Genomic DNA, 12,386 nt, shown 5'->3' on the forward strand with positions numbered 1-12,386 from the left:
CTCCGGCGAATTGTCGAGTACCGAAAGAACGGAGTGCGCCGGCCTCACGGCAGGCGCCAGGGCCTTAAGGAAGGGTTGAGCGTATGCTCGGGGCTAGCGGCATCGTGCGGTCGGGCTTCGCCGCCGAACTGGAACAGTGGACCGCCAAGCATGGTCCGGTGACGATCGGCCTTGCCGGCGCCGGACAGATGGGCACCGATCTCATCGTGCAGGCCGCGCTGATGCCGGGCGTGCGTATCGGCGCCGTGGTGGAGCTGAACGCGCAGACCGCGATCGACGCCGCGCTGATGGCCGGCCACCGGCGCGAGGACATCGTGTCCGTCTCGTCCAGCAGCCAGATCGACCGCGCCATCGAGACCGGCCATTTCGCCATCACCGACGACTACCGCGCCATGTGCGCGGCCGGGCATATCGACGTGGTGATCGACGCCACCGGTAGCCCGAACATCGGCACGCTGGTGTCGCTGGAGGCGATCCGCAACGGCAAGCATGTGGTGCTGCTGAGCGTCGAGGCCGACATCACCATTGGCCGCTTCCTCAAGCAGGAAGCGCGCAAGGCCGGCGTGGTGCTGACCGGCGCGGCGGGCGACGAGCCGGCCGCGACCATCGAGCTGATCGGCTTCGCCCAGTCGCTCGGCTTCGAGATCGTCTGCGCCGGCAAGGCCAAGAACAATGCCTTCAAGCCGGACGCCATCCCCGATGAATTCATCGAGGAGGCGAAGGCGCGGAATATGAACCCGCGCATGCTGGTCGAGTTCGTCGACGGCTCCAAGACCATGGTGGAGATGACCGCCCTCGCCAACGCCACCGGCCTGGTGCCGGACGTGCCGGGCATGCACGGCCCGGCGGCGGATCGCGACGTGCTGGCGCAGGTGCTCTGCACCAAGGAGGATGGCGGCATCCTCTCGCGGTCGGGCGTGGTCGACTTCACCCTCGGCAAGGGCGTGGCGCCCGGCGTGTTCTGCATCGTGCGCCCGCGCCATCCGCGCGTGATCGAGCGCATGGCCGACCTCAAGGTCGGTCCCGGCCCGTGCTTCGCGCTGATCCGCCCCTATCACCTGACCAGCCTCGAAGTGCCGCTCTCGGCGGTGCGGGCAGTGATGCACGGCACGCCCGACATGGAGGTGCTGGACCATCCCGTCGCCGAATGCACCGCGCTCGCCAAGCGCGACCTCAAGCCGGGCGACGTGCTCGGGCGTATCGGCGAGTATGATTATCGCGGCTACACGATGAGCTGGCGCGACGCGCGTGACAGTGTCGCCCTGCCGCTGGGCCTTGCCGAGCAGGCCCGCGTGGTGAAGCCGGTGCGCAAGGGCGAGCGGCTGACCTATGACAATTGCGTGCCGGACGACCAGTTGATCGTCACCCAGATCCGCCGCCGGCTCGACCAGGCCGACGCGCAATATCTGGCGGCGTGAGGGGCGGGCGGGACTCGCCCGCCGGCCCGTCAGCCGTCACGCATTGCCCGGACCCGAGGTGGCGAGCGCGGTGAAATGCGCGTCGGCGAGGCGCGCTTCCGCCTCCGCCAGGGCTTCCGCGAGCTGGCGCACCTGTGCGGGATCGAGCACGAGCTGGAGCGCGGGCACCGGCTCGCCGGGCTTGGGCGCGCTGATGCCGATCTCGATGCGCAGGCCGACTTTCTCCGTGCCGAACAGCGCGGTGGTGAAGGCCTGCATCGGCCACACCTTGAGATGTCCGTTGTCGTCTTTGTCCCAATCGTCGAAACGGCCGGCCATGATGTCTCCTCGCCTGTGATCGGGCGCTCGGGCGCCGGTTGCCCCCGGTCTAGCATCAATGCGCGGGGGCGCGACAGGGCCCCCGAGCGCGCCTGTGCCGCAAGGCCGTTCCGGGAGAGCGCAGCGGCGGGCGGGAGCGGTTAGCGGCTCTGCCGGAAGGTCCACACCGCGTTGCCCGCATAATGCCAGAGCACGAGAAGGCCGGTGACGAGGATCTGCGCCGGCAGATAAGGGGCACCGAGCGGCCCGGTCAACAGCGCCATCAGCGCGGCATTGAAGACCAGCCCGAGGGCGGCCACCGTGAAGAACTTGCCGGCCGCCTCGACATGGCGCTTGTCCGAGCGGAAGACGATGCGCCGGCTGAGCTGGTAGTTGACGAGGCCGCCGACCAGAAAGCCGGCGGTGGAGCCGGCCACGGGGCCGGCGAACCCGCTTTGAACAAGCCCGATCAGCACCGCGTAATGAGCGAGCGTGCCGAGCGCGCCAAGCGCGGCGAAAAGCAGGATATGCCGCGCCCGCGCCAGCAGCGCCGCGCGGGAGGCAAAACCCGGCGGCAGCGGCCCGGTCATGGCCGGGCCTTGGCCACCAGCGGGCCGGTCGCCTCCTGCAGGGAGACGGCGGGTGCGTTGAAGTCGAGCCCCCAGCCATCCTCATCGGGTATCTGCACCGGCAGTTCGATCGGCGGGTGCTGGCCGCGCACGTCGAACACGCTGGCCATGGGAATGCCCATCCGGCTTACCGTGGCATAGGTGAGGCCCGGCACGTTGTCGCAGCCGACATTGCGGGCGGAGAGCACGAAATCGGCGTCGTCCCAATCTTCCACCATCTCGAATTCCGGGCCGAGATGGGTCGAGACCTGCACGTCCTCGGCACAGACCGCCACCTTGTAATGCAGCGGCGCGCGGCCGGGCGCGAGGGCAGCTTCCTGCTGAAGGCCGTGCAGCAAAGTGAGCGAGGCCTCGCGCAGGCTGGCGCCCCAGTAATCGCCCTCAAAGCGTCCCCAGGCGCCGGCGGTGCCGCCGACCAGCTGGTTATAGGCGACATATTGATAGGGGTGCAGGCGCGCGAACGTATCGGCATTGATGCCGAACACCGCAACCGCGATCCCGGCGAAGGCGGTGGCCGGCAGCGGGCTCACCGCCATCAGCGCCCGCCCGGCGGCCATCAGGCCAAGCGCGGCCAGCACCGTCACCGGCGGCAGGACAAAGAGGAAATGGCGGATGCCATTATAGAGCGGGGGATTGTCGAGAAGGGTGAAGACCACCGGCACGGCGACCGCCAGCAGAACCGGCAGCAGGGCCAGCAGCCGGCGCGGGTGATGCGCCAGCAGGCTGGCCACGCCATCCCGGCGCAGTTCACGCAGCAGGCGCACCAAGCTCAACCCCACCATCGCCAGCGCCGCGACGAGGCCGAGCAGGGTGATCTCCGGCAGCTTGATCAGCAGATATTCCGACATATAGGTCGGCGGCAGCCGGTCGATCGGCAGCGCCTCGCCATTGATCAGGGTCTTCAGGTCGAAGGCGAAATTGTTGAAGGCGCCCATCGCCTTGAGGAAATTGCTGGGCGGCAGCACCGACCATGGCCAGGCCGCCGCCATCACCGCGAGGGCGATCAGCCCGGCCACCATGAGGCGCGGCAGCAGGCGCACCGGCAGCCACAGATCGCGCAGCAGCAGCGTACCGGCGGCGAGCGTGACCAGCAGGTAGAAGACGGCGAAGACGCCACCCACGCGCAGGCCGAGGGCGCAGCCGACCGACAGGCCGAGGCCCACCACCAGCCGCCAGCTCGGGCGCTCCGGCAAGCGTGCGGCCAGCGCGGCGACACAGTACAGGCTCCACAGCATGGCCGCGGCGAAGGGCACGTCCTTGGTGTGGGTGAACATCGCCCCGCCATACATGCCGGTAACCGCGAGCATCAGCACAGCAAGGATGCCGGCCTTCTCCCCGCCCAGCAGCGTGCCGAGGCGCCAGACGCCGATCAGCCCGACAAAGCCGAAGCCGGCCGAGAGCAGGTGCCGCCATTCATAAAGCGGCAGCGGCACATAGGGCTGGAAGCCGGCGGCGATGAGATCGAACAGGCCGCCATAAAGATAGAGGTTGATGTAGTGGAACGCGCTCTCGTCGGAGAAGCCGCTGGCGTACCAGTTCAGCAGAAGCTGGCCATAGGTGTGCTGCACCGGCTCGTCATTGCTGATGCCATAGTCGCGGAAGGTCAGCAGAATGAAGACGGCGATGCCGGCGAAGGCCAGCAGGCTCGCCGCGCGGGTGAGCGCCACTGAGCGCCAGAGGCGCGCCAGCGACAGGCGCGGCTGTTCGGGGGCGGCAACCGCGACGTCCGACGGAGGAAAGCTCACGAAACCTGACCATCCGGCACGAGCGAGGGGAGATGCGCGGCGCGATCGGCAGCGGCATAAGCCGGCCGTGTCAGGCCGAGCGCGGCCGGGGTGAAGCCGATCTCGTCGGCGACGAGGTAGAGCGGCCGGCGCTTCACCTCGGTGAAGATACGCCCGATATACTCACCCATCACGCCAAGGCTGATGAGCTGGACGCCGGAGACGAACAGCATGCTGACCATGATGGTGGGGAAGCCCGGCGTGCGCACGCCGAACACCAGCGCCTCGGCGATGAGATAAAGCCCGTACAGCCCCGACAGGCCCGCCAGCAACACGCCGATAAAGGACCAGACGCGCAGCGGCACCATGGAGAAGGAGGACAGCCCGTCAAAGGCGTAGCGCAGCAGGCGCAGCATGTTGAAGGAACTGACGCCGCCGGCGCGTTCGGCCACCTCGAACGCGATCTCTTCCTGACGGAAGCCGACCCAGCTCGTGATGCCCTTCATGAAACGGTTGCGCTCCGGCAGGGCATTGATGGCGTCCACCACGCGGCGGTCGAACAGGCGGAAATCGCCGGCTCCCTCGGGAATATCGACCTCGGAGAGGGCGTGGAAGAAATGGTAGAAGCCGCGCGTCAGCAGCCGGCGGGAGAAGGGATCGGTCGCGCGCGAGCGGCGCACCGCGATCACCATCTGGGCGCCGTCGCGCCAGCGCGCGATCATCTGCGGGATCACCTCCGGCGGGTGCTGGAGATCGGAATCCATCAGCACCACGATGTCGCCCACCGCGGCACGCAGACCCGCCGCCATGGCGGCCTCCTTGCCGAAGTTCCGGGCGAAGCGCAGCGCCTTCACCGTCGGATCGGCCCGGCCGATCTCGGCCAGCGTCTCGAAGCTGGCATCGCGGCTGCCGTCGTCGACGAAGATGAACTCGCGGCGCATATCCGGCTCGGCATCGAGCACGGCGCAGAGTCGGGCGTGGAGCGCGCGCAGGCATGCCGCCTCATTATAGACGGGCACCACGATCGAAATCAGGCGAGCTTCCCTTGGGTCCATGTGCGGCATGTTTTCGTCACTGGTTTTACTTGACGCCTACCGTCAGGGAAGGCCACCTGTCAAATCTTTAAGACAGTTTTGGCTGTCCTGAAGCTTGCGGACACGTATATTCAGATTGTGAAATTTCTTTGGCGTGACAAAACCGATGGATGATGGCGTCAGACCCATAGTAATTTGTGCTGATGACTATGGATTGAGCATGGGCGTTTGCGATGCAATCGAGCGCCTGATCGAGCAGAGGCGGCTTTCCGCGACCGGCGCGATGACCGGCATGGCGGGCTGGCGCCGCCGGGCGGGCGATTTCCGCTGCCTCGTGCGTGCGCATCCCGCCGATGTCGGCCTGCACTTCACCCTTACCGGCCAGCGCCCGCTCACCGCCGCGCGGGATCTGGCGCAGGACGGCCGGCTGCCGGACATCGGGGTGCTGGTGCGGCGCGCGCTGACCGGGGCGCTGCCGCGCGACGCCATTCGCGACGAACTGCGCGCCCAGCTTGATGCCTTCGAGGATGAATGGGGCGCGCCCCCGGATTTTCTCGACGGGCACCAGCACGCCCATGCGCTGCCCGGCATTCGCGACATCGTGGTTGAGGAACTCGTCCGCCGTTATGCTGCGACGCCTCCCTGGCTGCGCAATTGCCGCGAGCCGCTCGCCTGGGTGCGGCGCCGGCGACTCGGCTGGCGCAAGGCGGTGCTGATCGGCACGCTCAGCGCCGGAGCGGCGCCGCGCGCGCAGGCGGCGGGCCTCGCCACCAATGACAGCTTTCGCGGCCTCTATGATTTCGGGCCGGAGCCGGGCTACCGCACGATCTTCCGGGCGGCTCTCGACGGGCCGGGCGAGCGGGTGCTGGTCCATTGCCATCCAGGCCATGTGGACGAGGAACTGCGTCGGCTCGACCCGCTGCTGGAGCCGCGCGAGCACGAACTCGCCTATCTCGCCTCGGCGGCCTGCGGGGAGGATCTGCATGCCGCGCGGGTGCGGCCGGCCCGTTTTCGCGAGACGGGCCGCCCGCGCTGACGCTCAGCCGCGCGTCCCGTCACCAACCGCTTCGGCAACCGCTTGGGGTGCCGCCTCGGGGCGCTCGGCGGGGGACAGGCGCCCCTCCTCGGCCTTGTAGTAGTACTGGCTCGCCACCAGCCAGCCCTTGAGCGGGCGCAAGGGTGGAATGCAGGTGATCAGCAGCACCGGCAGGGTGGTGAACAGGTGAACCCAATAGGGCGCCTGAAAGGCCACTTCCAGCCACAGGCCAAACAGCACCGCCGGAATGCAGACGAAGCAGATGACGAAGAAGGCCGGGCCGTCGGCGGGGTCGGCGAAGGAGTAATCCAGCTCGCAGACCTCGCAGCGCGGCGCGAGCGCCAGGAAGCCGTTGAACAGATGGCCCTGCCCGCAGCGCGGGCAACGCCCCCGCACACCCGTCTCAAAAGGCGTGAGCCTCGACCATTCGCGTGCGGACATGGCTGGATTCTCCATCGGTAACGACCCTCCGGGGGCAGTTTGGACTTCCCCTTGGAAATGCGCGCGCGAATGGATGAAGTCAATAAATGACTGCAAACATTAATGCAGTCATTATCCATACATTTGAGCATCAGCTGCAACCCGGACAGCCGGCATGGCGGTAGGGGAGGATGACGTTAACCAATTAAGGCGAAGCTCGTCTCAGCCCTGATTTGTCGATTCGCCGCGCATGAGTTTTGTGATGAGTAACGTCATTCCCTTCCCTGCCCGCCTCCCCGAGCCCGCGTTCGAGGACGATCTCGACATCGACCTGTTCACGGCCGTGGATGTCGCCATTCGCGACCTGTACGATCTCGCCCAGCGGCTGCGCGGCGACGAGACCGGCCATGAGCAGGCGCGCGAATGCATGGCGATGCTCGCCCGCGCCCTCGAACAGGCGCGCGTTCCCGGCTGAGGCTCAGCCCAGAAAACTGTGCAGCAGATAGAGCCCGGTCTGGACGAAGGCCCAGATCACGCCGGACACCACGCCGAGCGATCCGACGGCCAGTGCCATGCCGGCGACAATCCAGATGCCGTCGCGCTCCAAAATGCCGAGCCCGAGGATGCAGATCGCCAGCGCCGGCAGCATGTTGCCGAGCGGAATCGGCAGCACCAGTATCACCGCCAGCACGAAGCACATGATGCCGACGACATATTCCGCCGGCGGATGTGCCAGCATCCCGAAACGCGGCTGAAGCAGGCGCTCGGCCTTTGACAGCCAGGGTGACGCCTTGGTGATGAAGTTCGCGAAATCCTGACGCGGGATGGAACGGCCGGCGATCAGCCCCGGCAACCAGGGCTGCATGCCCAGGGCGAGCTGGGCGGTCAGGAAGATCAGCGGCGCCCCGAGAATGGTGGAGGTGCCGGGCGGGGTCGGTAGAACATTCGGCAGCGCGAAGATCAGCATCAGCGGCCCGAAAGCGCGCTCCTCCATGGCCCCCAGAAGATCGCCAATGGCGATGCGTTCACGCGACGTGTCGCCGGCGATGCGGCTGAGCACGTCCGAGAGCCGTGACGCCTCCTCCGGTCCGTCTGCCTGGGCGCGGCCGGTGCTGTCGTCGGACGAAAAGTCGCTTGGCACGGCGGATGAAACTCCTCGTGGATACCCGGCCACGATCCGGGCGGCACGTTGGGTCTCAGATAGGAGCCGAATGTGACATTAGCCAGCACGGCGCACGATTTTGCCGGCAGATCAGGTCCAGCTGAACAGGAAAGCGCCCACCGCCACCAGCAATATCACCACCGCCGCGATCGAGTGCTTCATCGTCCAGTCGTGCATCGTCATGGTGGCGTCTCCTGTTTCCTGTCCGGTTTGACGGCTCCTCAACCGCACGTCAATTGATCAATCGCGACGAAGCGGCTAGCGAGTGCCCCCTTTGCGCGCACGCGCCTCCAGGAGACCCCCATGGCGTTTTGCGGCCTCGATTTCGGCACCTCCAACACCACGCTCGGCATCCGCGTGGCCGGCGCGCCCGTGCTGGCCCCTCTGGAGGATGGCAAGACGACCGTGCCGAGCGCCGTTTTCTACGACCCCGCCGGCACGCTCACCATCGGCCGCGCCGCCATGGCCCGCTATGTCGCCGGCGAGGACGGGCGGCTGATGCGCAGCCTCAAGGCCGTGCTGGGTAGCCCGCTGATCGAGGAAAAGACGCAGATCGGCCGGCGCGCTATCGGCTTTAGCGATGTCATCGGCGATTTCATCGGCGCGGTGAAGGCGCGGGGCGAGGCGAGCACCGGCGCGCCGCTGGACGCGGTGGTGCTCGGCCGTCCGGTATTCTTCGTCGATGACGACGAGGCCGCCAACCGCCGCGCGGACGAGGCGCTGCGCGCGATTGCCGCCTCGGTCGGCTTCCGCACCATTTCCACGCAGTATGAGCCCATCGCCGCCGCTCTCGACTACGAGCAGCAGGTGCGGGCCGAGGAGATTGCGCTGATCGCCGATATCGGCGGCGGCACGTCGGATTTCTCCATCGTCCGGCTGGGACCGGGACGGGCGGGCCGCGCCGACCGCGCCGACGACATTCTCGCCAATGACGGCGTGCGCATCGGCGGCACGGATTTCGACCGGCAGCTCTCGCTCGGCACGATCATGCCGCTGCTGGGCTTCCGCAGCCCGATGAAGCGGGCCGGGCGGGATGTGCCGAGCGGCTATTTCCACGAACTCGCTACCTGGTCGAGCATCAACCGGCTCTACACCTCCAAGACGCTGCGCGAATTGATCGAGGTGCGGCGCGAGGCGGCGCGGCCGCACCTCGTGGAGCGGCTGATCCATGTCATCGAGGAGCAGCGCGGCCATACGCTGGCCATGGCGGCGGAAGAGGCGAAGATCGCGCTTGCCGAGGCGACGCGCACCGAGATCACCCTCGCCTGGCTGGAAGCCGGGCTGTCGGTCGGCATCACGCCGGAGGAACTGGTGGCGCATACCCAGTCGCTTGCCGAAAAGGTTGCCCGCCGTGTCGGCCTCTGCCTCGAACAGGCGGGACTGGCCGCCGCCGACATCGATGCGCTGTTCCTGACCGGTGGCTCGACGCGGCTCGCCCATGTGCGCGGTGCCATCATCGGCGCCCTGCCCGGCGCGCGGGTGGTGGAGGGCGACACGTTCGGCTCCGTCGGCACGGGGCTCGCCCTTGAGGCGGCGCGGCGCTATGGCGCGCTCAGCCGTGCCGCCGATGAAAGGATTTCCGCCGGGTGAGTTTCTCGCAGCCGATGCGTGAGCGCGCGGCGCCGCGCGCCGGCACTGGGCCGGGAGGCTCATGCCATCAAGTTGCGCCCTGAGGTGCCGGAGTAGTGCCGGAATCGCCTCGACATTGGATATACAGTTTAACTATCGCCGATTGTCCGACGCGCCGCGCCGGTGCTACGAGTGGTTACTCGATGCTCAAGTTCCAAGACGATGCGGCGGCCGCGATGATGATCGCCCCACGCGACAGTGCACAGATGTTCGACCTCGCGCCGGTGTCGCTCTGGCTCGAAGACTTCAGCGCGGTCGGGCAGTTATTCGCGCAATGGCGGGCCGAAGGGGTGACATCGCTGCGCGAACACCTGCGCGGGCGGCCCGACCGGGTGGCGGAATGCTCGCGGCGCATCCGGGTCATCACGGTCAACCGCCGCACGCTGGAGCTGTTCGAGGCGACGAGCCAGGAGCATCTGGTCGCCAATCTCGCCCAGGTCTTCCGCAACGACATGCTGAAGACCCATATCGAGGAACTGACGCAGCTCTGGGACGGCAAGCTCAACTTCGCCAGCCAGACGGTGAATTACACCCTCTCCGGCCAGCGCCTCGACATATTGCTCAAAGGCACCGTGCTGCCGGGTCATGAGGAGAGCCTCGACCGGGTTCTCCTCTCGATCGAGGACATTACCGAGCGCGAGACCGCCCGCCGCCAGACGGCGCAGGCCGAGCTTTATGCGCGCGGCCTGTTCCAGCACTCGCCCGTTTCCCTGTGGGTGGAGGACTTCTCCAGCATCAAGCGGCTGATCGACGATGTGCGCCTGCGCGGTATTGTCGATCTGCGCGTGTTCACCGATGTGCATCCCGAATTCGTCGAGCGTTGCATCAGCGAGGTTCGGGTCATCGACGTGAACCAGCACACGCTCGACATGTTCGGGGCATCGAGCAAGGCGGATCTGATCGCCAATATCGGATCGGTGTTTCGCGACGAGATGCACCGGCATTTTCGCGAGCAACTGATCGAACTCTGGAACGGCAAACTGTTCCACCAGCGCGAAGTGGTGAATTACACGCTCGCCGGCGAGGAACTGCACGTCCACCTGCAATTCTCGGTGCTGCCGGGCCATGAGCATGACTGGTCGCTGGTGCAGGTCGCGCTCACCGACATCACCGCCCGCAAGAAGGCCGAAGCCTATCTCGAATATCTCGGCAAGCACGATGTGCTGACGCAGCTCTACAACCGCTCCTTCTATGCCGACGAGCTGAACCGGCTGGAGCGCAAGGGCCCCTTCCCCGTCACCATCATCATGATCGATCTGAACAATCTGAAGCTGGTCAACGACCAGCTCGGCCATGCCGCCGGCGACACGCTGCTGCGGCGGGCGGGCGAGGTGCTGTCCAAGGCGGTGGACCGGCCGAGCTGCGCCGCGCGGATCGGCGGCGACGAATTCGCTATCCTGCTGCCCGGCATCGACGCGGCCGGCGGGCAGGCGGTGATGGAGAACATCGGCAAGCTGATCGAACTGAACAACCAGTTCTATTCGGCCACCGCGCTCTCCGTCTCCATCGGCATGGCGACCAGCCTGACCGGCGAGCGGCTGGAACAGGTGGTCAAGCGGGCCGACTTCGCCATGTATCAGGACAAGCGCAACCAGGAGCCGTCCGAGCGGACGCTGGCCTGAGCGTCGCCGTCACGCACCGCCGCGCAGGGTGAGGTGTTCCAGCGCGGCCAGATGCACCACGCAGAGCTTGTTGCCCTCGGGATCGCGGAAATAGGCGCCGTAATAATCCGCCCCGTAGTTCGGGCGCAGGCCCGGCTTTCCCTCGTCGACGCCGCCCGCCTCCATCGCCGCCTGCCAGGCCGCATCGACCGCGGCGGGGGACGGCGCGGCAAAGCTCACCTGTGTCCCGTTGCCCCAGGTCGCCGGCAGACCATTGAACGGGAGCTGGACGAAGAACTGGGGGAAATAACTGCCGGGCATCACCCACATGGAGCCGGCGGGCCCGCCATCGGACGGCTCGTCCAGCCGTGTGAGACCGAGCGGGGCGAGCACCTTGTCATAAAAGCCCGTGAGCAGAGCGAGGTCGCGGGCGCCGAGGATGATGTGACTGAACATTGACCTTGCTCATGGACCGGAGGATGTGGGCCCGAGACTGTGGGCCGGACGACGTGAACCGCCATGGTGAGCCGACAAGGCCCACCCGCGCAAGCGAGGGTCGACAGCGCGCGATTTGCGCAGTAAACGGTGCGCCAGCGAATTACATAGACTTCCGTTGGTTTGGAAGTTTTCACTTAGACGGTTTGTAAATGAGCAACCTGCATCACGAGCGCGTCCTGTCGGTGCATCACTGGACCGACAACCTCTTCACCTTCACCACCACCCGCGACCCGGCACTGCGCTTCAAGAACGGGCAGTTCGTGATGATCGGCCTCCCGGTGGATGGCAAGCCGCTGCTGCGCGCCTATTCCATCGCCAGCGCCAATTACGAGGAGACGCTGGAGTTCTTCTCGATCAAGGTGGCGAATGGCCCGCTCACCTCGCGGCTCCAGCACCTGAAGGTCGGTGACGAGGTGATCGTCGGCCGCAAGCCAACCGGCACGCTGCTGGTGGACTATCTGGTGCCCGGCCGCCGGCTCTATCTGCTCGCGACCGGCACCGGCCTCGCGCCCTTCATGAGCCTCATCAAGGACCCGGAGACCTACGAGAATTACGAGAAGGTGATCCTGGTCCACGGCGTGCGCAGCGTGGCGGAGCTGGCCTACCAGGACTTCATCGAGAACGAGCTGCCGGACAACGAGTATTTCGGCGAGTTGGTGCGCGAGAAGCTGGTCTATTACCCGACCGTGACGCGCGAGCCCTATCGCAACCAGGGCCGCATCACCGACCTCATCACCTCGGGCAAGCTGTTCGAGGACCTCGACCTGCCGCCGCTCGACAAGCAGGATGACCGCGTCATGCTGTGCGGCAGCCCGCAGCTGCTGGACGACATGCGCGTGATCCTCAAGGAGCGTGGCTTCGAGGAAGGCTCGACCACGGAGCCGGGCGACTTCGTGATCGAAAAGGCCTTCGTCGAGAAGTGACGGGAAGCCGGCGCC

At 66.8% G+C, this 12,386-nt stretch carries 13 protein-coding genes; 6 read left to right on the top strand and 7 right to left on the bottom strand.

Going from position 1 to position 12,386, the window contains the following annotated elements; all coding sequences use genetic code 11:
• The first annotated feature begins 83 nt into the window (after positions 1-83).
• Positions 84-1,418, top strand: a complete 1,335-nt coding sequence (locus KIP89_RS06850; protein ID WP_213754666.1) for an NAD(P)H-dependent oxidoreductase — start codon at positions 84-86, stop codon at positions 1,416-1,418.
• 36 nt (positions 1,419-1,454) lie between these two features.
• On the opposite strand, the gene KIP89_RS06855 is transcribed toward KIP89_RS06850, so the two are convergent.
• The 4 genes from KIP89_RS06855 to KIP89_RS06870 all read right to left on the bottom strand — a co-directional run bounded on the left by KIP89_RS06855 (position 1,455) and on the right by KIP89_RS06870 (position 5,123).
• Positions 1,455-1,736, bottom strand: coding sequence for a hypothetical protein (locus KIP89_RS06855; protein ID WP_213754667.1), 282 nt, complete (start codon positions 1,734-1,736; stop codon positions 1,455-1,457).
• A 140-nt stretch (positions 1,737-1,876) separates the two neighbouring features.
• Positions 1,877-2,305: a GtrA family protein gene (locus KIP89_RS06860; RefSeq protein ID WP_213754668.1), complete on the bottom strand. Its 429-nt coding sequence runs from the start codon at positions 2,303-2,305 to the stop codon at positions 1,877-1,879.
• Positions 2,302-4,089 (bottom strand): glycosyltransferase family 39 protein, encoded by a 1,788-nt coding sequence (locus KIP89_RS06865; protein ID WP_213754669.1) that lies wholly within the window; start codon positions 4,087-4,089, stop codon positions 2,302-2,304. The genes KIP89_RS06860 and KIP89_RS06865 overlap by 4 nt, the downstream gene beginning before the upstream one ends.
• Positions 4,086-5,123, bottom strand: coding sequence for a glycosyltransferase family 2 protein (locus tag KIP89_RS06870; RefSeq protein WP_250152253.1), 1,038 nt, complete (start codon positions 5,121-5,123; stop codon positions 4,086-4,088). The genes KIP89_RS06865 and KIP89_RS06870 overlap by 4 nt, the downstream gene beginning before the upstream one ends.
• Before the next feature lie 199 nt (positions 5,124-5,322).
• Between KIP89_RS06870 and KIP89_RS06875 the strand changes: the two genes are divergently transcribed.
• On the top strand, positions 5,323-6,138 hold the full coding sequence (locus KIP89_RS06875; protein ID WP_250152254.1) for a ChbG/HpnK family deacetylase: 816 nt from the start codon (positions 5,323-5,325) through the stop codon (positions 6,136-6,138).
• Positions 6,139-6,141: 3 nt separating this feature from the next.
• Here the strand turns inward: KIP89_RS06875 and KIP89_RS06880 are convergent, their stop codons facing one another.
• Complete coding sequence (locus KIP89_RS06880; RefSeq protein ID WP_213754672.1) at positions 6,142-6,579, bottom strand: DUF983 domain-containing protein; 438 nt, start codon at positions 6,577-6,579, stop codon at positions 6,142-6,144.
• A gap of 241 nt (positions 6,580-6,820) precedes the next feature.
• Between KIP89_RS06880 and KIP89_RS06885 the strand changes: the two genes are divergently transcribed.
• Positions 6,821-7,033, top strand: coding sequence for a hypothetical protein (locus KIP89_RS06885; RefSeq protein WP_213754673.1), 213 nt, complete (start codon positions 6,821-6,823; stop codon positions 7,031-7,033).
• A gap of 3 nt (positions 7,034-7,036) precedes the next feature.
• Here the strand turns inward: KIP89_RS06885 and KIP89_RS06890 are convergent, their stop codons facing one another.
• On the bottom strand, positions 7,037-7,699 hold the full coding sequence (locus KIP89_RS06890; protein ID WP_213754674.1) for an exopolysaccharide biosynthesis protein: 663 nt from the start codon (positions 7,697-7,699) through the stop codon (positions 7,037-7,039).
• Between the two features lie 324 nt (positions 7,700-8,023).
• Here KIP89_RS06890 and KIP89_RS06895 point away from each other — a divergent pair, with 324 nt between their 5' ends.
• Positions 8,024-9,310, top strand: a complete 1,287-nt coding sequence (locus tag KIP89_RS06895; RefSeq protein ID WP_213754675.1) for an Hsp70 family protein — start codon at positions 8,024-8,026, stop codon at positions 9,308-9,310.
• Between the two features lie 215 nt (positions 9,311-9,525).
• Positions 9,526-10,971 carry a sensor domain-containing diguanylate cyclase gene (locus KIP89_RS06900; protein ID WP_213755411.1) on the top strand — a complete coding sequence of 482 codons (1,446 nt, stop codon included), beginning with the start codon at positions 9,526-9,528 and terminating at the stop codon, positions 10,969-10,971.
• Between the two features lie 9 nt (positions 10,972-10,980).
• Here the strand turns inward: KIP89_RS06900 and KIP89_RS06905 are convergent, their stop codons facing one another.
• Positions 10,981-11,406: a VOC family protein gene (locus tag KIP89_RS06905; RefSeq protein ID WP_213754676.1), complete on the bottom strand. Its 426-nt coding sequence runs from the start codon at positions 11,404-11,406 to the stop codon at positions 10,981-10,983.
• Between the two features lie 191 nt (positions 11,407-11,597).
• On the opposite strand from KIP89_RS06905, the gene KIP89_RS06910 reads away from it, so the two are divergent.
• Positions 11,598-12,371 (top strand): ferredoxin--NADP reductase, encoded by a 774-nt coding sequence (locus tag KIP89_RS06910; protein WP_213754677.1) that lies wholly within the window; start codon positions 11,598-11,600, stop codon positions 12,369-12,371.
• Positions 12,372-12,386: the final 15 nt, after the last annotated feature.

The sequence above is a fragment of the Ancylobacter radicis genome (assembly GCF_018449475.1).
GTDB classification, from domain to species: domain Bacteria; phylum Pseudomonadota; class Alphaproteobacteria; order Rhizobiales; family Xanthobacteraceae; genus Ancylobacter; species Ancylobacter radicis.

Coding starts and splice junctions, on each gene's coding strand:
- KIP89_RS06880 (WP_213754672.1), bottom strand. CDS start 6,579: ATGTCCGCACGCGAATGGTCGAGGCTCACGCCTTTTGAGACGGGTGTG.
- KIP89_RS06910 (WP_213754677.1), top strand. CDS start 11,598: ATGAGCAACCTGCATCACGAGCGCGTCCTGTCGGTGCATCACTGGACC.
- KIP89_RS06905 (WP_213754676.1), bottom strand. CDS start 11,406: ATGTTCAGTCACATCATCCTCGGCGCCCGCGACCTCGCTCTGCTCACG.
- KIP89_RS06870 (WP_250152253.1), bottom strand. CDS start 5,123: ATGGACCCAAGGGAAGCTCGCCTGATTTCGATCGTGGTGCCCGTCTAT.
- KIP89_RS06850 (WP_213754666.1), top strand. CDS start 84: ATGCTCGGGGCTAGCGGCATCGTGCGGTCGGGCTTCGCCGCCGAACTG.
- KIP89_RS06860 (WP_213754668.1), bottom strand. CDS start 2,305: ATGACCGGGCCGCTGCCGCCGGGTTTTGCCTCCCGCGCGGCGCTGCTG.
- KIP89_RS06900 (WP_213755411.1), top strand. CDS start 9,526: ATGATGATCGCCCCACGCGACAGTGCACAGATGTTCGACCTCGCGCCG.
- KIP89_RS06875 (WP_250152254.1), top strand. CDS start 5,323: ATGGGCGTTTGCGATGCAATCGAGCGCCTGATCGAGCAGAGGCGGCTT.
- KIP89_RS06895 (WP_213754675.1), top strand. CDS start 8,024: ATGGCGTTTTGCGGCCTCGATTTCGGCACCTCCAACACCACGCTCGGC.
- KIP89_RS06855 (WP_213754667.1), bottom strand. CDS start 1,736: ATGGCCGGCCGTTTCGACGATTGGGACAAAGACGACAACGGACATCTC.
- KIP89_RS06885 (WP_213754673.1), top strand. CDS start 6,821: ATGAGTAACGTCATTCCCTTCCCTGCCCGCCTCCCCGAGCCCGCGTTC.